16 protein-coding genes are annotated in these 19,732 nt (G+C 60.9%); 7 read left to right on the top strand and 9 right to left on the bottom strand.

The window, feature by feature from the left end; all coding sequences use genetic code 11:
- Positions 1–2: 2 nt before the first annotated feature.
- Together groL and groES are read right to left on the bottom strand one after the other, a co-directional pair.
- Positions 3–1,634 carry a chaperonin GroEL gene (gene groL / locus KQ940_RS21330; RefSeq protein ID WP_217416672.1) on the bottom strand — a complete coding sequence of 544 codons (1,632 nt, stop codon included), beginning with the start codon at positions 1,632–1,634 and terminating at the stop codon, positions 3–5.
- Entirely contained in the window at positions 1,631–1,945 is a 315-nt protein-coding gene (gene groES, locus KQ940_RS21335; RefSeq protein ID WP_217416673.1) for a co-chaperone GroES, read from the bottom strand. The genes groL and groES overlap by 4 nt, the downstream gene beginning before the upstream one ends.
- Before the next feature lie 210 nt (positions 1,946–2,155).
- Between groES and KQ940_RS21340 the strand changes: the two genes are divergently transcribed.
- From KQ940_RS21340 to KQ940_RS21360, 5 genes are all read left to right on the top strand, one after another.
- Entirely contained in the window at positions 2,156–2,743 is a 588-nt protein-coding gene (locus KQ940_RS21340) for a hypothetical protein (protein ID WP_217416674.1), read from the top strand.
- A gap of 199 nt (positions 2,744–2,942) precedes the next feature.
- Positions 2,943–3,461, top strand: coding sequence for a hypothetical protein (locus KQ940_RS21345; RefSeq protein WP_217416675.1), 519 nt, complete (start codon positions 2,943–2,945; stop codon positions 3,459–3,461).
- A 149-nt stretch (positions 3,462–3,610) separates the two neighbouring features.
- Entirely contained in the window at positions 3,611–4,771 is a 1,161-nt protein-coding gene (locus KQ940_RS21350) for an efflux RND transporter periplasmic adaptor subunit (protein WP_217416676.1), read from the top strand.
- Between the two features lie 16 nt (positions 4,772–4,787).
- Positions 4,788–7,970: an efflux RND transporter permease subunit gene (locus KQ940_RS21355; RefSeq protein WP_217416677.1), complete on the top strand. Its 3,183-nt coding sequence runs from the start codon at positions 4,788–4,790 to the stop codon at positions 7,968–7,970.
- Positions 7,963–9,417 (top strand): TolC family protein, encoded by a 1,455-nt coding sequence (locus KQ940_RS21360; RefSeq protein ID WP_217416678.1) that lies wholly within the window; start codon positions 7,963–7,965, stop codon positions 9,415–9,417. Before KQ940_RS21355 ends, KQ940_RS21360 begins: the two co-directional genes overlap by 8 nt.
- Here the strand turns inward: KQ940_RS21360 and KQ940_RS21365 are convergent.
- Positions 9,405–10,361, bottom strand: a complete 957-nt coding sequence (locus tag KQ940_RS21365; protein ID WP_217416679.1) for a LysR family transcriptional regulator — start codon at positions 10,359–10,361, stop codon at positions 9,405–9,407. The genes KQ940_RS21360 and KQ940_RS21365 overlap by 13 nt on opposite strands.
- Positions 10,362–10,617: 256 nt before the next feature.
- Entirely contained in the window at positions 10,618–11,880 is a 1,263-nt protein-coding gene (locus KQ940_RS21370; RefSeq protein ID WP_217416680.1) for an aromatic ring-hydroxylating oxygenase subunit alpha, read from the bottom strand.
- A gap of 332 nt (positions 11,881–12,212) precedes the next feature.
- Here KQ940_RS21370 and KQ940_RS21375 point away from each other — a divergent pair, with 332 nt between their 5' ends.
- Both KQ940_RS21375 and proX read left to right on the top strand, forming a co-directional pair.
- On the top strand, positions 12,213–13,340 hold the full coding sequence (locus tag KQ940_RS21375) for an FAD-binding oxidoreductase (protein WP_217416681.1): 1,128 nt from the start codon (positions 12,213–12,215) through the stop codon (positions 13,338–13,340).
- 214 nt (positions 13,341–13,554) lie between these two features.
- Entirely contained in the window at positions 13,555–14,580 is a 1,026-nt protein-coding gene (proX, locus tag KQ940_RS21380) for a glycine betaine/L-proline ABC transporter substrate-binding protein ProX (RefSeq protein ID WP_217416682.1), read from the top strand.
- Between the two features lie 68 nt (positions 14,581–14,648).
- Here proX and choV read toward each other — a convergent pair whose 3' ends face one another.
- The 5 genes from choV to KQ940_RS21405 form a co-directional block, all read right to left on the bottom strand.
- Complete coding sequence (gene choV, locus KQ940_RS21385; RefSeq protein ID WP_217416683.1) at positions 14,649–15,854, bottom strand: choline ABC transporter ATP-binding protein; 1,206 nt, start codon at positions 15,852–15,854, stop codon at positions 14,649–14,651.
- Between the two features lies 1 nt (position 15,855).
- A complete protein-coding gene (gene choW / locus KQ940_RS21390; RefSeq protein WP_217416684.1) occupies positions 15,856–16,701 on the bottom strand; it encodes a choline ABC transporter permease subunit in 846 nt (281 codons plus the stop codon).
- A gap of 21 nt (positions 16,702–16,722) precedes the next feature.
- Positions 16,723–17,670, bottom strand: coding sequence for a choline ABC transporter substrate-binding protein (locus tag KQ940_RS21395; protein WP_217416685.1), 948 nt, complete (start codon positions 17,668–17,670; stop codon positions 16,723–16,725).
- Positions 17,671–17,890: 220 nt separating this feature from the next.
- Positions 17,891–19,588, bottom strand: a complete 1,698-nt coding sequence (gene betA, locus KQ940_RS21400) for a choline dehydrogenase (RefSeq protein ID WP_217416686.1) — start codon at positions 19,586–19,588, stop codon at positions 17,891–17,893.
- Positions 19,589–19,609: 21 nt separating this feature from the next.
- The coding region (locus KQ940_RS21405; RefSeq protein ID WP_217416687.1) for an aldehyde dehydrogenase family protein at positions 19,610–19,732 on the bottom strand (123 nt) is incomplete at its 5' end.

Consider the following 19,732-nt stretch of genomic DNA (forward strand, 5'->3'; position numbering starts at 1 on the left):
GATTAACCCCAATCCTCCATGCCACCGGCGGCTGCGGCGGCACTCTTCTCTTCCGGCAGGTCGGCGACCATCGCTTCGGTGGTCAGCATCAGGCCAGCGATGGAGACAGCGTTCTGCAGGGCAGAGCGGGTCACCTTGGCCGGGTCGATGATGCCCATCTCGAGCATATCGCCGTATTCGCCGGTCTGGGCGTTGTAGCCGTAGTTGCCCTCGCCGGAGCGTACCTTGTTGAGCACGACGCTGGCTTCTTCACCGGCGTTGCTGACGATCTGGCGCAGCGGCTCCTCCATGGCACGCAGGGCGATGCGGACACCGACATCCTGGTCGCTGTTGGCGGTGGTGATTTTCTTCTCGGCCAGTTTGGCGGCGGCGCGAACTAGGGCCACGCCACCGCCGGCCACGATACCCTCCTCAACGGCGGCGCGGGTCGCATGCAGGGCGTCGTCCACCAGGTCCTTCTTCTCCTTCATCTCCACTTCGGTGGCTGCGCCGACCTTGATCACGGCGACGCCGCCGGCCAGCTTGGCCACGCGCTCCTGCAGCTTCTCGCGGTCGTAGTCGGAGCTGGTGTTCTCGATCTCTCGGCGGATCTGCTGCACGCGAGCGTCGATCGCCGCCTTGTCGCCTGCGCCGTCGACGATAACGGTGTTCTCTTTGCTGATCACCGCGCGTGTGGCGCTGCCCAGCTGATCCAGGGTCAGGCTCTCCAGCGACAGCCCGACCTCTTCGGAGATCACCGTGCCGCCGGTCAGGATCGCGATATCCTCCAGCATCGCCTTACGGCGGTCGCCGAAGCCCGGCGCCTTCACCGCGGCAGCCTTCAGAATGCCGCGCAGGTTGTTCACCACCAGCGTGGCCAGGGCTTCGCCCTCCACATCTTCGGCGATGATCAGCAGCGGCTTGCCGGCCTTGGCCACGGCTTCAAGGGCGGGCAGCAGCTCGCGAATGTTCGAGATCTTCCTGTCGAGCAGGAGAATGTAGGGGCTGTCGAACTCGACCTGCATCTTCTCCTGATTGGTGACGAAGTAGGGGGAGAGGTAGCCGCGGTCGAACTGCATACCTTCGACCAGTTCCAGCTCGTTCTCCAGCGACTTGCCCTCTTCGACGGTGATCACGCCGTCGCGGCCGACCTTGTCCATCGCCTTGGCCAGAATTTCGCCGATATCGGCGTTCCAGTTGGCGGATACGGTGGCCACCTGGCCGATCGACTTGCTGTCGGCGCAGGGGGTGGCCAGCGCCTGCAGCTCTTCGATCGCGGCCTTGAGCGTGGCGTCGAGGCCGCGCTTTAGGTCCATCGGGTTCATGCCGGCGGCGATCGCCTTGTGGCCTTCGCGGATGATCGCCTGGGCCAGCACGGTGGCAGTGGTGGTACCGTCACCGGCGATGTCGGCGGTCTTGGAGGCGACCTCTTTGACCATCTGCGCGCCCATGTTCTCGAACTTGTCCTTCAGCGTGATCTCTTTGGCCACCGACACCCCGTCCTTGGTCACGCGGGGCGCGCCGAAACTCTTGTCGAGCACCACGTTGCGGCCCTTGGGACCGAGCGTCACCTTCACTGCGTCGGCCAGGATATTGACGCCGGCCAGCATCCGCCCGCGGGCGCTATTGGAAAATTTTACGGTTTTGGCACTCATGCTGCTTTCTCCTCTGACTGGGTGTTTTCGATCACGGCGAGTACGTCTGACTCACGCATCACCAGCAAGGTCTCGCCCTCGAGTTTGATTTCGCTACCCGAGTACTTGGCGAACAGCACACGATCGCCGACCTTCACATCCAGTTCACGGCGCTCGCCGTTTTCCAGAACTGCGCCCGCGCCAACGGCGATTACTTCGCCCTGGCTGGGTTTTTCCGCAGAGCTATCGGGTATCACGATGCCTCCCTTGGTGGTGGTCTCGGCCGCCAGGCGCTTGACCACTAAACGATCATGAAGAGGTCGAATGCTCATACGAAAAGTTCCTCCTTATGTAACCTACTGATATACAGGCAATAAAAAGAAATAGCGGTACGCGCTATCACGCCCGCGACATATCAAATATGTGCTCGGTGAACCGCTTTCAAGGGGAAGCACAAAAATTTTTTTCAATGATGGGTCGGGCTGCTTGAACGAAATTTTTTGCTACCTTAAAGAGGTGTTTGGACACAGGAGAGTCGGCCTATGCCCAGGGTGAAAAGCGCCGGTCTGAACGGACTGGCAGAGTACTTTCGTGAACAGCTTCTAGAAGAATCCTCCTCCCATCCCGATGAAGAGACCCGCTGGTACCTGGGAAACCTGCTGGAGCGGTTCAGCCGTAACGATGCGCTGTTCAGTTACCAGGACGGTGACTTAGGTATCCGCCCGCTGGCGCTGCTCTATGGCGATGCCCAGCAGTGCGTCCATGAGCGGGAGCGCTGCCTGTTGCTGCGTCAACTCGGTGATCAGGCGCTGTTTCTGGGTGCGCTGTTTCCGGAGCATTACGCACGCAAGGGGATCCAGCGCGACTACTTTATCGGCATGGGCGGTGGTGCCTATGACTATCTGGCCGGCCATGCGCGGGAGCTTCGCCACGTGTTTGCCGAACTGGCCGACAGCTTCGCCCAGATAATCGAGCTGGTCGCCCGTATCTGTCGCCGCTATCGGCAGTACAGTGCCAGCGAGATCATGGCGCTGTATCAGCGCTGGCGGCAGACCGGAAACCCGGCGCTGGCGAATCAGTTGCAGGCGATGGGCGTGGCGCTGGAGATTTCGGCGGAGCGGTTGCATTGAGGGTGCCCGATCGACGCCGGTCGTCCGGATAGCACAAGCAGGGCCGCGGGGCGCAGAGGGCAAGTGTGGGCAGGCGCAGGCATTCCGGCCGGAGATGAGTGGCCTCTCTCCGGCGGCAGGATATTCATGATCGCCCGGTGGCAGGCTGCCTATACTGTAGGTATCGGGCAAGCATGTCCGCAAGCAATGCGAGCTGATTATGAAACGCCTCTTTTTCCTGGTGCCAGGGACGGACAGTGCCGGAGCGATTGTCAACGAACTCAAGGAAGCAGCGGTCGAAGAGAAACATATCTACGTTGTTGGCAAGGACCATCATCTGCTAGAGGATGCCCATCTGCACGAAGCAGGTCTGGCGCAGTCATCCGATCTGATCCCGGCGCTGGAGCGCGGTGTGATCATCGGTGGCTCGGCCGGCGCGTTAGCCGGTGTGCTGGCGATCACCTTTCCACCGGCCGGACTGGCGCTCGGTGGCGGCGCCCTGTTGGGGCTGAGTCTGTTCGGTGCCGGTTTCGGTGCCTGGGCGAGTTCGATGATCGGTGTGTCCACTGCGGCGGCCGAGGTCAGCGAGCTGGAGCAGGAGATAGAAGCCGGTAATCTGCTGATGTTGATCGATGTCGAGCGCGACCGAACTGACGAGATCATTCGTCTGATCAAAGCGCACCATCCCGAAGCCAGGATCGGCAATTTCGATCTGCAAGACCGATCCGAGAAGGGGTAATGACTGCACGGCACTATTTTGTGTTAACTAGAAATTGAAACCAATTAAACCCGTTGTCCAGTACCAGGTTTAAACCATCCGTTACATACTGCGCCTTCTGTAATTGTTATTACATCCAATCCCATCTTGGACTCACCGGAGTAAGGCGCATGCAACTTCGTATCCTTTTCTTTTTGCTGTTCTCGGCAGTGCTGGCAGGTTGTACGGCGGAAGCCGACTCCTCCGCTGCCGCGACACCACCAAGCGCTCAGCCCATCGATGTGGCGCAGGTGCTCTACGCCCGCTACAGCCCCGAATATACCTTTACCACCCGGCTGGAGTCGCCGCAGCAGATCGAGCTGCGCCCGCGCGTGTCCGGCGTGATCGAGTCGGTCGAGTTTACCGAGGGTAGCGTGGTTAAGAAGGGCGATCTGCTGTTCCGTATCGACCCTCGCCCCTTTGCCGCCGAAGTGCGTCGGCTCGAGGCTGAATTGAGCCGGACCAAGGCGGCCCTGCAGCAGGCGCAGTCCGAAGCCAAAAGGGCGCGCCGTCTGCAGGGGCGTGATGCCATGTCCGAGGAGCAGGCAGAATCCCGTATCTTCCTGGCCAGTCAGCGCCGGGCGGAGGTGGCGTCGGTGGAAGCGGCCCTTGAAGCCGCTCGGCTGAACCTGGAGTTCACCGAGGTGAGGGCGCCGATCGCCGGGCAAACCTCGAACGCCTTCATTACCGCGGGCAACAACGTGCAGGCGGGGCAGAGCGTGCTGACCTCCCTGGTTGCCACCGACCGTCTGTACGCCTATTTCGATGTGGATGAGCGTACCTGGAACGAGGCTTTCGACGCGGTCGATGCTTCGGGCCGGACCCAGGCTCGCCTGCAACTGGCCGGCAACGATGCGCAGAGCTATCAGGGCGAGATCGATTTCATCGACAACCGGATCGATCCCCTAACCGGTACCCTGCGTGTGCGGGCAGCCTTCACCGCCGACAGCCGGAGTCTGCGACCGGGCGCCTTTGCCCGCATCTCGCTGGCTGCGAGCGATGCCCGGCCGCGCGTTCTGGTGCCGGACCGCGCCGTCGGCACCGACCTGAAGAGCCGCTTCGTGCTGGTCGTCAATGCCGACAATGTGCTCGAGTACCGCCGGGTCGAGCTTGGCGATAGGGCCGGAGAACTGCGCGTGATCGAGTCCGGCTTGACCCCGCAGGATCGTATCGCCGTCAACGGCCCTGCACGGGTCGGCCCCGGAATGCCGGTCACGCCGCGGGATGTGGTCATTGATCAGCAGGGGTTGACCCTGCTCGAACAGGAGCTGGCGGCAGAGCCCTCCGCATAAGCAGGTATCGACACAGATGAAATTCAGCCATTTCTTTATCCAGCGGCCGATCTTCGCCGCGATGCTGTCGCTGTTGATCCTGGTCGGCGGTGCCATCTCGCTGTTCCAGCTGCCGGTCAGCGAATACCCCGAGGTGGTGCCGCCCACCGTGGTGGTCGCCGCCAACTACCCCGGCGCCAACCCCGATGTGATCGCGCAGACCGTCGCCGCGCCGCTCGAGCAGGAGATGAACGGCATCGAGAACATGCTCTACATGTTCTCCCAGGCCACCACCGACGGGCGCATGACGCTGACGCTGACCTTTGCCCTGGGCACCGATCTGGATCGGGCCCAGGTGCAGGTGCAGAACCGCGTCGCCAGTGCCTTGCCCCGCTTGCCGCAGGAGGTGCAGCGCCTCGGCGTGGTGGCGGAGAAATCCTCGCCCAACCTGACCATGGTGGTGCACCTCTATTCGCCGGACGGCGACCGCGAGATCAGCTACCTGTCCAACTATGCCGATATCTATATCAAGGATCAGCTGGCGCGCCTGCCCGGCGTCGGCGAGGCGAGGATGTTCGGCGGCGGCAAATACTCCATGCGTCTCTGGCTGGATCCCGATGCACTGGCGTCGCGCAACCTGACGCCCGGTGACGTGGTGCAGGCGGTGCGTGAGCAGAACCGGCAGGTGGCGGCAGGCAGCCTGGGTGCCCAGCCGGTCGGCAGCGACAGCCAGTTTCAGATTCTGCTGAATGTGAAGGGGCGACTGCAGAGTCCGGAGGAGTTCGGCAGTATCGTGGTGCAGGTGGATGCCCGCGGTGCCGTCACCCGGTTGCGCGACGTGGCCCGTATCGAACTGGGCGAGGACAGCTACTCCCTGCGTGCCATGCTGAACGGCAAGACCGCGGTGGCGCTGCCGATCTTCCAGCGTCCCGGTTCCAACGCCATCGAGCTGTCCAACCAGGTGCGCGAGACGATGACGGAGCTGTCGCAGCGCTTCCCGGAAGGGATCGCCTACGACATCGTCTATGACCCCACCGTGTTCGTGCGCGGCTCCATCGAGGCGGTGATCGATACGCTGCTGGAAGCGATCGTGCTGGTGGTGATCGTGGTGATCCTGTTCCTGCAGACCTGGCGCGCGTCGATCATCCCGCTGATCGCGGTGCCGGTGTCGCTGATCGGCACCTTCGCCGTGATGCAGTGGCTCGGCGTGTCGATCAACACCCTGTCGCTGTTTGGCCTGGTGCTGGCGATCGGCATCGTGGTGGACGACGCCATCGTGGTGGTGGAGAACGTCGAGCGCAACATCCACAACGGCCTGTCGCCGATGGCGGCCACCAAGCAGGCGATGACCGAGGTGACCGGTCCGATCATCGCCATCGCATTGGTGCTCTGTGCGGTGTTTATCCCGACCGCCTTTATCCAGGGGTTGAGCGGTCAGTTCTACAAGCAGTTCGCGCTGACCATCACCATCTCGACACTGATCTCGGCGTTCAACTCGCTGACCCTGTCACCGGCGCTGTCGGCGCTGCTGCTGCGTGGCCATGATGCCAAGCCGGATCTGTTGACCCGGGCGATGAACGCACTGTTCGGGCGCTGGCTGTTCACGCCGTTCAACCGCCTGTTTGAACGAGGCGGCGATCTGTATCAGAAGGGCGTCAAGCGGCTGATCCGTCTCGGTATGGTGGTGGGGATCGTCTACCTGGGGCTGCTCGGCGGTACCTTCAAGCTGTTCGATACCGTGCCGGGCGGCTTCATCCCGCAGCAGGACAAGCAGTACCTGGTCGCCATCGCGCAGTTGCCGGATGCCGCCAGCCTGGATCGTACCGAGGCCGTGGTGCGTGAGATGGAGCGGATCGCCCTCGACACGCCGGGGGTGGACCAGACCGTCTCCTTCCCGGGGCTGTCGGTGAACGGTTTCACCACCAGTTCCAACAGCGGCATCGTGTTCGTCACGCTGGACGATTTCCATCAGCGCAACAACCCCGGTCTGTCCGCCTATGCCATCGCCGGACAGCTGAACGGCCGCTTTGCCGGTATCGACGAGGCCTTCGTCGCCGTGTTCCCGCCGCCGCCGATCCTGGGGCTGGGCACCACCGGCGGCTTCAAGCTGCAGATCGAAGACCGTGCCAGCCTTGGTTTCGACGCCCTGTTCGACAATCTGCAGAAGGTGATTGCCGAGGCACGGAAAGATCCGGCGCTGGTCGGCATCTACTCCACCTTCCGCATCCAGGTGCCGCAGATGGATATCGAGGTGGATCGGGAGCAGGCGATGATCCAGGGGATCCCGCTGGATCAGGTGTTCGAGGCGCTGCAGATCTATCTGGGTTCGCTCTACGTCAACGACTTCAACCTGTTCGGCAAGACCTATCAGGTCAATGCCCAGGCGGATGCGAACTACCGCGTCGACCCGCAGCAGATCCTGCGACTCGAGGTGCGCAACAACGCCGGCGAGATGGTGCCGCTGGGCTCGGTGCTGACGGTGGAACCGACCATCGGTCCCGATCGTGTCATGCACTACAACGGCTACCCCAGTGCGGAACTGAACGGCAACCCGGCACCGGGCTACAGCTCCGACCAGGCGCGGGAGGCGATCGAGCGGATACTCAACGAGAAGCTGGACGAGGGGATGGCGTTCGAGTGGACCGAGGTGACCTACCAGCAGATCTTGGCGGGCAACACCATGGCCTATATCTTCCCGCTGGTGGTGCTGCTGGTGTTCATGGTGCTGGCGGCGCAGTACGAGAGCCTAACGCTGCCGTTGGCGATCATCCTGATCGTGCCGATGACCATCCTATCGGCGCTGGCCGGGGTCTGGCTGAGCGGTGGCGACAACAACATCTTCACCCGCATCGCGCTGATCGTGCTGGTGGCGCTGGCGAGCAAGAACGCGATTCTGATGGTCGAGTTCGCCCGTGACAGCCGCCGCGCCGGGGCATCCAGGTTCGATGCCATTATTCAGGCCTGCCGCCTGCGTTTGCGGCCGATCCTGATGACCTCGATCGCCTTTACCGCCGGCGTGGTGCCGCTGGTGCTGGCCACCGGTGCCGGTGCCGAGATGCGTCATGCGATGGGGATCGCGGTGTTCTCCGGCATGATCGGCGTGACGCTGTTCGGCCTGCTGTTCACGCCGGTGTTCTACATGGCGATGAGCGCGCTGGAGCGCAAACCACGCCCGGAGCAGAAAGTTGAATTGATCGACGAGGAGAGCGTTCGTGTCTGATCGCAAAGGAAAACGATATCTGCTTAACGGCTTGGCAGCGGCTGTGTTGACGGCAGTGCTGGCAGGGTGCTCCGTCAACGCGCCGCACAGCACCTTGCCGGAGCCCGATCGCGCTACGCTGAGCAACCTGACCACGGCTGTTTCGCAACCGGGCGTACCGGCCGGCGATGGCGAGCTGCGCTGGTGGAGTGCGTTCGACGATGCACAACTCGATGGTCTGGTTCAGCGCGCCTTGCAGCACAACCAGGACCTGTCCGCCGCTGCATCAAGGCTGGACGCCCAGCTGGCGCGGCTCGATGTGGCGCGGGACCAGCGCCGCCCTCAGGGCGGCGTCAGCGGCAGCCTGAACCTGTCGCGGGAGCAGACGCCGGGCTCCGGCGTCGACGTTACACGCCAGGAGAGTGTCTCGCTGGGACTGGCCGCGGACTGGCAGCTGGATCTGTTCGGGCGTATCCGGGCGGCTATCGCCCAGGCCGAGGCGGAGCTGAACTATCGGCAGCACAGCCATGAGGCGGTGATGGCCGAGGTGGTAACCGGCGTGGTCAAGACCTACACCCTGCTGTCCGGCACCCAGCGCCGGTTGGCGGTGCTGGAGCGGCAACTGAGTTCGCTGGAGGAGTCCGTGGCGACTCTGCGACTGCGCTATGAAGAGGGATTGGCAACACCGTTGGAACTCTACCGCGCCCGGGCACTACAACATGAGTATCTGGCCCGCAGGCCCCTGCTCGAAGAGAGCGCGGCGGGCTACCGGGAAACACTGGCCACGCTGGTGGGGGTGACGTCGGATCGACTGCAACTGCAGACGGCGAGTGTGGAGCTGCCGGCGGCAGAATCGCTTGCGCCGGCGTTCGGCAACCCGTCCCTAGCCCTGTTGCAGACGCCCGAACTGCTTCAGGCCCAGGCTCGCGTGGCGCAGGGGATGGCCCTGTCGGACCGGGCGAAGGCGGCACTTTATCCGGACGTCAGTATCTCGGGCGTGATCGGTTGGCTGAGCGCCTCCAGCCTCGATCTGGGCGATGCGCGTGAGCAGCTTGGCGTGACTCCGCGTCTGCAGTGGTCGCTGCTCAATCTATCGGCGCTGAAAGCGAGTCTGGATGCCGCCCAACTGGAGGAGCAGGCGCTGCTGGCCGAGTATGAGCGGACGCTTGTGACGGTACTGAACCGTGCCGACCGTTCCATTCAGACCTGGGCTGCCAGAACACAGCGTCTGGAGCAGATAGGTCAGCGTCATCGGTTTGCGCGCCAGGCGTTCGAGCAGGCGCAGGTCAGGTACGAGGAGGGGGTGCTGCCCTATATCGAGTTCCTCGATGCGCAGCGTGATCTGCTCGACTCCGAAGACGCGTTGGTCGGGGTGCAGACCGAGTGGTTGAACGCCTATGCCGATCTCTACGGCGCCTTTCCCGGGAGCTGGGTCAGGTTGCTTGAGTCGGCGCGTCAGACCTCTTGAGCCAGCACGTCAAGGTCGAGCGTTCTTTCATCGTTGGCGTGCTCCATCAGATAGTCGATAAAGAGGCGGGTCTTGGCGGGCAGATAGTGCCGTGACGAATAGTAGATCAGCGCCTGGATCGGATCCGGCTCGTACTGTTGCAGCACGCGCTTGAAGCAGCCCTCATGCAGCAGTTGCGCAGAGCAGCCGTTGTCCTCCAGCAGCGATTGAGCGATTCGGACGCCGGCCAGCGAGATGCCCAGACCCATCTCGGCCGCTTTCATTGAGGCGGCAAGATTGTTGACGATCAGGTTCCCCTTCGGTTCGAACTGGATATGTTCGCCGTTGTCCTTGAGGTTCCACGGCTTTATCCGGCCGGTGGTCGGGGAGCGAAGGGCGACACAGTTGTGCTGCGACAGCTCCTCTGGTGTCTGCGGCAGGCCGTGACGCTCGATGTAGGCTTTGCTTGCCACCAGAATGGGTTGGATCTTGTAGAACTCGCGGGCGATCACCCGGCTATCTGGATTCAGCATGACGCCGATGCCGACGTCCGCGCCCTCCTTGACCAGATCGCCCAGGCGATCGTCGAAGCGGAGATCCAGTTGTATATCGGGATATTTCTCCATGAACGCAGGGAGCAGGGGCAGCACGACCATGCGCCCGAAGCTGTCCGGCAGGTTCACCTTCAGCGTGCCGTGCGGCGTTCTCTTCCTGTCGCTGCTCAGGCGGATCTGGTCTTCGAGCTGCTCCACCAGATGGCCGGTTCGTCTGTGCAGATCCAGTCCATCTTCGGTCAGGGTCAGCGAATGGGTGGTGCGGTGGAATAGCCGCACCTCGAGGCTTTTCTCGAGTTGGGCGACCGACTTGCTGACCGCCGCCGATGAAATGCCGAGCCGGCGTGCCGCGGAGGAGAAGTTGCCGTTCTTGACCACGGCCAGAAAGGTTTGCAACTGATTGGGAATCATGGTCCGAGTCGTATTGCGGGATATCTCGATAGAGTTTACCCCAGACCGGGCGGTTCTCGGCGGAAAATTTTGCGGGTCGAACGGGCAGGGGCAGATAGAGCGGGGGAATCCCCGCTCCTGCGCATCCCTGCGCTCGCGGGACAAGTACATCCTGTAGAGCGCCGCTCCTGCGCATCCCTGCGCCCGCGGCATACCGTACATCCTGTACATAAAGAAAGAGGGCTGCCGATCGGCAGCCCTCTCGATTCAGGTTGAATTAACCCAGGTTCTTCAACGCGGTATCGGTGTACCAGTCGAGGAAGTTGATAACGCCGAACTCGTAGGTCTTGGAGTAGGGGCCCGGTTCGTAACTCAGAGAGTTGATACCGAGCTGGTTTTCTTCACCGAGAACACGGTCCTGATCGTTGGTGGCGTCCCATACCTGGCGCAGGCGCTCAGGGTTGTAGTCCACACCCTCAACCGCATCCTTGTGTACGAACCACTTGGTGGTTACCAGCGATTCCTGCGCGGAGATCGGTAGCACGCGGAACACGATGAAGTGATCGCTCTGCATGTGGTTCCAGGAGTTGGGCAGGTGCAGGATACGCATGGAGCCGAGGTGGCGGTTCTTGATGCGGCCCAGCAGCTTGTTGCAGCCCTGCTCACCGTCGATGGTCATCACCTGGGTGCCTTCCTTCAGCGGCATACGGACGATGCGGTTACGCACGCCGAAGCTCTTGTGCTTGTGCGGAATCCCTTCGGCATCCCACTCGGCAGCCTGACGGGCGTAGTAGTCGAGGAAGGACTGGGGCGCGCGCGGGTCGTTGGTATCGTCCCACTCCAGCAGAGTGTTGAGCAGTTCCGGGTGGTTACCTTCGCAGTGGTAGCACTCACGGTTGTTCTCGATCACCAGCTTCCAGTTGGCCTTTTCGTACATGTTGGATTCGACGGCGAGCTTGGTGTTCGCTACGTCATACGGCTCCATGTACTCGTCCAGTGTCGCCAGGAACTCGTCGAAGTCGCCTTCCGGCTCCTCTTTCGCCAGACAGACATAGATGAAACCGCCGCCGACCTTGCAGTGCGCTTTCTTCAGGCCATGTTTCTGCTTGTCGAAGTCGTCGCCCATTTCGGTGCCGGCGAACAGCAGGTTGCCCTTGGTGTCGTAGGTCCACTGGTGGTAAGGGCAAACCAGGTTGGCGACCTTGCCACGGTGCTCGGAGCAGATGCGCGAGCCGCGGTGGCGGCAGCTGTTGTGGAAAGCGTTGATGCTGCCGTCGGCACCACGTACCACCAATACCGGGTTCTGGCCGATCTCGACAGTGAAGTAGTCGCCTTTGGAGGGGATCTCACTGGACATACCGACAAACAGCCACTCTTTCTGGAAAATCTCTTCCATATCGAGACGGAACATATGCGGGTCGTTGTAGAGCGGCTGCGGCAGTGAGTAGTCACGATTGCGCTCTTTCAGCAATGTGGTCATCTCCTCACGGGCCTGCTCCAGGCTGGAGTAGTTGAGGTTAAGCAGATCGTTCTGTGTCATCTGTGTATCTCGAAATAGATGTGGGGTTTACGCCCACTATGGGCGCTGCTTTCCTTAACGACCCGATACCCTCGACCCTTTGGCTGTTTGGGGCCGGGGTGGTGTCTGGGGCTAATCCTGCATCTCAGTATGGTTATTGGTTTTCCTATTCGCGACATCGACCGAATCTGTTTAAGACCAAGGGGGGGTAAAAAATCCGATTTTGGTGATTTTGAGACAATTCCGCGTCGCGAATAAGTAAGTGGTTGCCAAGGGTAGAACTGACAATTCGCCTTAACGAGATCCCTTTCGAGGATCAATAACCCAACGTACGTTTTTTGGAAGTGCCAGCCATGAACAACTCTAGCGTTTCTGTTGTTAATACCGATGCATTCGAACCGGTGACCACCCAGGTTTGGCGTAATGGTCGTCACATGGTCCGTTGCGTCAAGGCTATTCAGGAAACCTGGGACGTGAAGACATACTGCTTCATGGCCGAGCAGCCTGTCATGTTTTTCTTCAAGCCCGGTCAGTTCGTGACTCTGGAGCTTGAGATACAGGGTGAGCAGATATTCCGCTCCTACACCATCTCCAGCTCCCCCTCCGTGCCATACAGCTTCTCCATCACGGTGAAGCGCGTACCGGGTGGCCTGGTGTCGAACTGGCTGCACGACAATATGGCAGAGGGGATGGATCTGGCGGTACACGGTCCTGTTGGCCAGTTCAACAGTATCGACTTCCCTGCCAGCAAGGTGCTGCTGCTCTCTGGCGGCGTGGGTATTACACCGGTGATGTCGATGGCGCGTTGGGGCTTCGACACCAATGCGGATGTGGATATGGTGTTCGTGCACAGTGCCCGGACGCCTCGCGATGTGATCTATCAGCGTGAGCTGGAGAACATGTCGGCACGTATCTCCAACTTCCACCTGCATCTGATTTGCGAACGGCTGGAGTCCGGTCAGGGTTGGTACGGATACCGCGGTTTCCTCGATCAGGCCAAATTGGAGATGATCGCCCCCGACTTCAAGGAGCGAGAAGTGTTCTGCTGCGGTCCGACGCCGTATATGAAGGCGGTTAAAAAACTGCTGGAGTCCCTCGGTTTCGACATGAACCGCTACCACGAGGAGTCGTTCGGGGCTACGCCTGTGGCGGATGAAGAGCAGGCGATTCAGGATGCCGAGATTGCAGCAGAAGTGGCAGAAGCGCTGGATGCCAGCGATATGTATCAGGTTAGCTTCTCCAAGACCGGCAAGAGCGTCCAGATTGCACCGGGAGAAACCGTACACGCAGCGGCAGCCAAGCTTGGCCTGCATATTCCCAAGGCCTGCGGTATGGGCATCTGCGGTACCTGTAAGGCGAAGCGGCTTGAAGGCGAGGTGGAGATGTCGCATAACGGCGGGATTACCGATGAAGATGTGGCGGAAGGTTACATCCTCACCTGCTGCAGCGTGCCCCAGGGCAATGTAGTGGTGGAGTACTGATTCGGGCCGCATATTGCTGATATAAGCCGTTAGCAGCTGGAAAAGGTCGATCCGTAACAGGGTCGGCCTTTTTTGTTTTAGTCGAACAAAGTGTTATTTAAAGGAGACAGCGATATAAGTGCTGGGAAGGTCGCTAACAGCATAATGGTGAAAGCGATAAGCCTGTATATCTGGGTGTGGCTACAAGAACAATCACAACAAGGATATTGCCAATATGCGCATGCAATTACACCTTCTATGCAAGCACGTGTACAAGCTGACGGCGATCGCCGCGCTCTCCTCAGCCGCAATGAGCGGAGTCGTTCAGGCGGAAGCCATGCCCGGTAACGGCGCGACGATCAAGCCGCTCTTCTCGGACGTTGCCGAAGAGCGTTTTCGAGGCGAAGTGGCTATTGCCGGCCTAAAAGAGTTGGGCTATGAGGTTGCTGAGCCAAAAGAGGCCGAGTATTCCAAGATGATGGCGATGCTTTCAACTGGTGAGGCTGATTTCAACGTCCATCTTTGGGACCGGCTCCACGACAACTTCTTCCAGCAGGCGGGTGGCGAGAGCACGCTGCTCAAGGCGGGCAGCGTGATCCCTGGGGTGCTTCAGGGTTACCTGATCGACAAGAAAACCGCTGATCAGTACGGCATCAACTCGCTGGAGGATCTGCAAAAGCCGGATATCGCCAAACTGTTTGACTACGATGGCGATGGTAAGGCGGACCTGACTGGGTGCAATCCGGGCTGGGGATGTGATGCGGTAATTAACCATCACCTCAAGGCCTATGGCCTGGAAGGTAGTGTCACTCATCACCGCGGACCCTACTTTGAGTTGATGGCGGATACTATCGCCCGCTACCAGGAGGGTCACCCGGTCCTCTACTATACCTGGGTGCCGCAGTGGATCGCCGGCGTATTGATCGAAGGAAAGGATGTGGTGTGGCTGGAAGTTCCGTTCACCAGTTTGCCGGACGGCAACAACGATGTACTGACCAGTTATAAGGGCAAAAATCTCGGCTTTGCGGTCGATGAGGTGATGTCTGTGGTCAATCTGAACTTCGCGAAGAAAAATTCGGCGGCAATGGTCTTCCTGTCCCAACTGCAGATCTCGGCCGGTGATGAAAGTGCTGAGAACCTGAAGATGAAGAATGGCGAAGACTCAATCGACGATATCAGGCGTCATGCCAAGGAGTGGATTGCGGCGCATCGCGATCAGTTTGATGGCTGGCTGAATCGGGCACGCGCTTCAGCCAAATAGTGAGATTGAAAAGGGGCTGATCCGGTACCGGATCAACCCCTTTTCAGACTGTCGGCAGAGTGCCTTGCTCAGGCAACCTCGGCCTGCTCCGCCTCCTGGGTAAAGTGTTTGCCCAGCAGGGCGTGATAGAAGTCGCGGTCCGACAAGATGCCGACCAGCTCCCCGCCTTCGCTCAACAGCACCGGCAGGCCGCTGCGATAGCGCAGCTCGATGGCACTGCGCATCGAGATTTCCGGGCTGGCGATCACCACCATATTGTCTCCTACAGAATCCAGCGGCTGCCCCTCCTGCCACTCCAGCAAGCTGAGCCGTTGTCCGCCACGGTGTGCCGATACCGGTTTGCCGTTTTGCAGCTCGACTCGGCTCTGGTCGTGCACATTGAGCAACAGGCTCTCGCCCTCCAGTTGCAATGCGCCGATGCCGGTCATCAGCGAGCGTCCGCGCAGCACGTTGAGCGGGTTGGTATGGGCGACAAAATTCTGCACGTAGGTAGTGCTGGGGTTGAGCACGATATCCTCGGGCTTGCCATGCTGGATGATGCGGGCCGACTCCATGATCGCGATATGGGTGCCGATCTTGAGTGCCTCGTCGAGATCGTGGCTGACGAACAGGATCGTCTTGTTGAGCTGGCGCTGCAGCGCGATCAGTTCATCCTGGAGCTGGGTGCGGATCAACGGGTCCAGTGCCGAGAACGGCTCGTCCATCAGCAGTATGTCGCTGTCCATGGCGAAGGCGCGGGCCAGGCCCACGCGCTGTTGCATACCGCCGGAGAGCTCGTGGGGGAGTTTGTCGTGCCATTCGGCCAGTCCTACCATCTCCAATTTTTCCATGGCGCGCCGGCGCCGCTCGCGCTTGCCCACGTTCTGCATCTCCAGTCCGAAGGCGACGTTGTCGACCACGCTGAGCCAGGGCATCAGGGCGAACTTCTGGAACACCATGGAGATGCGCTGGCTGCGCAGGTGGCGCAGTGTCGCGGCGTCACACTGGGCCAGATCGACCATGCGCTTGCCATCCTGTACCTCCAGGCTACCGCGGGAGATCGGGTTGAGGCCGTTGACCGCGCGCAGCAGACTCGACTTGCCGGAACCCGACAGCCCCATCAGCACGCAGATTTCGCCCTGTTTGACGTTCAGGGAGGCGCCCTGAACGCCCACCACGTCGCCGGTCCGGTCCAGGATCTCCTGGCGTGACAGGCCCTCGTCCATCAGTGCCAGGGTGCGGTTCTGGTTACGGCCAAAGACCACGTCCAGGTTCTTGATATCGACTGCTGCCATCTCAGACCTCCTCCGAGCTGCCCGGTTTCTTGCATATGCGGTCCAGAATGATCGCCACCAGTACGATCGCCAGACCCGCTTCGAAGCCCTGGGATATGTTGACCGTGTTCAGCGCGCGTATCACCGGTTTGCCCAGGCCGTCGGCGCCGACCAGTGCAGCGATTACCACCATCGACAGTGACAGCATGATGCATTGGGTCACTCCGGCCATGATGCTCGACATCGCCGCCGGCAGCTCCACCTTGAGCAGCAGTTTGGCGGGGCTGGCGCCAAACGCCTTGCCCGCTTCGATCAGCTCCTCAGGCACCCGGCTGATGCCGAGGTAGGTGAGGCGGATCGGCGCGGCGATGGCGAAGATGATGGTGGAGATCAGCCCCGGTACTACACCCAGCCCGAACAGTACCAGCGTCGGGATCAGGTAAACGAAGGTGGGGATAGTCTGCATCAGGTCCAGTATCGGCCGCAGCACCGTGTAGACCCAGCGGCGGTGGGCGGCAAGGATCCCCAGCGGAATACCGAACAGGATCGATAGCGCGGTGGCGGTCAGTACCAGCACGAGCGTCTCGATCATCTCGGTCCAGTAACCCAGGTTCAGGATCAGCAGCAGCGAAGCCGCACTGAATACGGCCAGCGAGACTTTGCGGTGCAGTCCCCAGGCCAGTGCCGCTACGAAGGCGATAATGAACCAGTCGGGGAACCAGAGGAACAGATCGACCAGTGACAGTATGACCCACTCCAGCGAGATGGAGATTGCGTCGAAAAAGCCCGCCGCATTTAGCGTCAGCCAATCGACAAACGACTCCATCCATCTGCCCAGCGGTATCTTATGTTCGGTGAACCAATCCATAATCTAACTACCTTTTTCGGATTAAAGGTTCAGGTATTGCTTTACCGCGGTCAGGCCATCCTTGCCGTCAACAGTGGTGACGCCTTCAAGCCAGGCATCGAGTGCAGTCGGATTGGCACTCAGCCACTCTTTGGCTGCGGCTTCGGGCTTCTTGCCATCATCAAGGATAGCGCCCATCACCTGGTTCTCCATCGCCAGACTGAACTTCAGGTTGTTGAGTAGATTGCCCACGTTAGGACAGGCGCTGGTGTAGCCCTTGCGCACATTGGTGTAGACGGTGGCACCGCCATAGTTGGGGCCGAAATAGTCGTCGCCGCCCTCCAGGTAGGCGAGGTCGAAGTTGGCGTTCATCGGATGCGGCTCCCAGCCAAGGAACACGATCCACTGGTCGCGGCGCACGGCGCGTTTCACCTGTGACATCATGCCGGCCTCGCTGGATTCGACTATCTCGAAGTTCTTCAAACCGAAGGCATCGCTGTCGATCATATCCTGAATCAGGCGGTTGCCGTCGTTACCCGGCTCGATACCGTAGATCTTGCCGCTGAACTCGTCAGCATGTTTGGCGATGTCGGCAAAGGAGTGGACGCCGGCGTCGTAGACATATTTCGGTACCGCCAGGGTGTACTTGGCACCTTCCAGGTTGGCGCGAACCGTCTCGACCGTACCGTTGTCACGGTACTTGGCGATATCGCCTTCCATGGTCGGCATCCAGTTGCCGAGGAATATATCGATGTCGCCGTTGGCCAGGGAGCTGTAGGTTACGGGCACCGAGAGCAGTTGGGTCTTGGTCTGATAGCCCAGGCCCTGAAGTACTTCGCTGGTAATCGCGGTGGTGGCGGTGATGTCGGTCCAGCCGACATCGGAGAAGCGCACGGTGGAGCACTCTTCAGCCTGACTCAGCGCAGAGAAGCTCAGACAGGTGCCGAGCAGGACGCTTGTGGTGATTCGGCTCAGGTTCTTGGTGTTCATCTATCGATTCTCCTCGGGTTACTGGTAGATCTTCTGTACGCGCTGAGCGCGTTTTTCGAGAGGCCAGTCACCGCCTGGTCAGCCGGGCAAGCGCGGCTCGGCTGAGCGGGCGGAAGACGCTGAGGCTCAAATCGAGCATCAGCTTCAGGCATTTTCATGTACAGGATGTGCGTTGTGCCGCGGGCGCATGGGCTGCTTGTTGCTCATGCGGGGAGCGGTGCTACTCCTTGTTGAAAGTTCGTTTTGGTTGCTCTGGGCGCTGGCGAGTCCGCCACTCCGGGTCGATCCAGATATCAGCGTTTTCGCTGACCTCCAGTGTGCGGCCGAGAATAAGGTCAGCGGCGCGTTCGGCCACCATGATGGTGGGCGCGTTCAGGTTACCGTTGGTGATGGTGGGGAAGATCGACGAGTCCACCACGCGCAGACCGTCGAGGCCGCGCACCCTGCACTCGGGGTCGACCACCGCCATCGGGTCATCGGCGGCACCCATCCTGCAGGAGCAGGAGGGGTGGTAGGCGCTCTCCACGTTCTGTCGTACCCAGGCGTCGATCTCCTCATCCGTTTGCACGGCGGCACCGGGCTGAATCTCCTCACCACGGTACTGATCCAGCGCCGGCTGATTGAGGATCTCGCGGGTCAGGCGGATACAGTCGCGCCAATCCTGGATATCCTGCTCGCTGCTCAGGTAGTTGAAACGGATCTGCGGCGGCGTATTGGGGTTGGCACTGGTGATGCGCACCGTGCCGCGACTCTCCGGCTTGTTCGGGCCGACATGGACCTGGAAACCGTGGCCGTCGAACGCCTTCTTGCCGTCGTAGCGCATCGCCGCGGGCAGGAAGTGGTACTGGATGTTGGGCCACTTGAGCCCGGCGCGGGAGCGGATGAAGCCGCAGGATTCGAAATGGTTGGTAGCGCCGAGACCATCCTTGAACAGCATCCAGCGGCTGCCGATCAGGCCCTTGCTGATCAGGTCCAGCTTGCTGTTCAGGGTGATCTTCTGGTTGCAGCGGTACTGGAAGTAGACCTCCAGGTGGTCCTGGAGGTTTTCACCGACGCCGGGCAGCTTATGTTTGACCTCGACTCCGGCCTGTTTCAGCACCTCGGCCGGGCCGATGCCGGACAGCTGCAGCAGCTGCGGTGAGCCGATGGAACCGGCGCTGAGGATCAGCTCTTTTGCGGCACCGATGGTGCGGCGATGCCCCTTGTGGTCGAACTCGATGCCGGTGGCGCGGCCGTTATACAGCAGCACGCGACGGGCGATGACGCCTTTTATCAGTGTCAGGTTGTCGCGTTTCAGTGCCCGGCGCAGATAGGCGTGGCTGGTGGAGGCGCGCACGCCGCCATCGACGGTCATATGCATCGGGCCGAAACCCTCCTGCTGGTAGCCGTTGTAGTCCCAGGTTTCCGGGTAACCCGCGTCGATACCGGCATCGATAAACGCGCGATAGAGCGGATTCAGGCTCATCTCATTGCCGTTGCAGGTGGCCAGCGGGCCGCTGCCGCCACGGTAGTCGTCGGCGCCGCCGGACCAGGTCTCGGCGCGCTTGAAGTAGGGCAGGCAGTTTTTGTAACTCCAGCCTTCGGCGCCCTGTTCCGCCCATTCGTTGAAGTCGCAGCCGTGGCCGCGGACATACACCATGCCGTTGATCGAGGAGCTGCCGCCGAGTACCTTGCCGCGCGGGCAGTGCAGGCGGCGGTTGTCCAGACCCGGTTCCGGCTCGGATTCGAACTGCCAGGCATAGCGCGGCATGCTCATGGGGTAGGAGAGGGCCGTGGGCATCTGGATCAGGATGTTGCGATCCGAGCCGCCCGCCTCCAGCAGCAGTACGCTGTTGCGGCCATCGGCGCTCAGGCGGTCCGCCAATACGCAGCCTGCGGAGCCGGCGCCGACGATGATGTAGTCAAAACTCTGTTGCATTGCTGTGGTCAGGCTTAAAGGTTATTCGTAGGGCGACTTGATGTCGCCGAGCTCCACATACACCGCCTTGGTCTGGGTGTAGTGGGCCAGGGTCTCGACGCCGTTCTCGCGACCGATACCGGACAGCTTGTAGCCACCCACCGG

The organism is Marinobacterium ramblicola, from assembly GCF_019084545.1.
Taxonomy (GTDB): domain Bacteria; phylum Pseudomonadota; class Gammaproteobacteria; order Pseudomonadales; family Balneatricaceae; genus Marinobacterium_D; species Marinobacterium_D ramblicola.

What these genes read in the sequence shown, in the direction of transcription:
- groES (WP_217416673.1), bottom strand. Translation starts at nt 1,945, where the DNA reads ATGAGCATTCGACCTCTTCATGATCGTTTAGTGGTCAAGCGCCTGGCG.
- choW (WP_217416684.1), bottom strand. Translation starts at nt 16,701, where the DNA reads ATGGATTGGTTCACCGAACATAAGATACCGCTGGGCAGATGGATGGAG.
- KQ940_RS21395 (WP_217416685.1), bottom strand. Translation starts at nt 17,670, where the DNA reads ATGAACACCAAGAACCTGAGCCGAATCACCACAAGCGTCCTGCTCGGC.
- groL (WP_217416672.1), bottom strand. Translation starts at nt 1,634, where the DNA reads ATGAGTGCCAAAACCGTAAAATTTTCCAATAGCGCCCGCGGGCGGATG.
- KQ940_RS21340 (WP_217416674.1), top strand. Translation starts at nt 2,156, where the DNA reads ATGCCCAGGGTGAAAAGCGCCGGTCTGAACGGACTGGCAGAGTACTTT.
- KQ940_RS21375 (WP_217416681.1), top strand. Translation starts at nt 12,213, where the DNA reads ATGAACAACTCTAGCGTTTCTGTTGTTAATACCGATGCATTCGAACCG.
- KQ940_RS21350 (WP_217416676.1), top strand. Translation starts at nt 3,611, where the DNA reads ATGCAACTTCGTATCCTTTTCTTTTTGCTGTTCTCGGCAGTGCTGGCA.
- KQ940_RS21365 (WP_217416679.1), bottom strand. Translation starts at nt 10,361, where the DNA reads ATGATTCCCAATCAGTTGCAAACCTTTCTGGCCGTGGTCAAGAACGGC.
- proX (WP_217416682.1), top strand. Translation starts at nt 13,555, where the DNA reads ATGCGCATGCAATTACACCTTCTATGCAAGCACGTGTACAAGCTGACG.
- betA (WP_217416686.1), bottom strand. Translation starts at nt 19,588, where the DNA reads ATGCAACAGAGTTTTGACTACATCATCGTCGGCGCCGGCTCCGCAGGC.
- KQ940_RS21355 (WP_217416677.1), top strand. Translation starts at nt 4,788, where the DNA reads ATGAAATTCAGCCATTTCTTTATCCAGCGGCCGATCTTCGCCGCGATG.
- KQ940_RS21370 (WP_217416680.1), bottom strand. Translation starts at nt 11,880, where the DNA reads ATGACACAGAACGATCTGCTTAACCTCAACTACTCCAGCCTGGAGCAG.
- choV (WP_217416683.1), bottom strand. Translation starts at nt 15,854, where the DNA reads ATGGCAGCAGTCGATATCAAGAACCTGGACGTGGTCTTTGGCCGTAAC.
- KQ940_RS21345 (WP_217416675.1), top strand. Translation starts at nt 2,943, where the DNA reads ATGAAACGCCTCTTTTTCCTGGTGCCAGGGACGGACAGTGCCGGAGCG.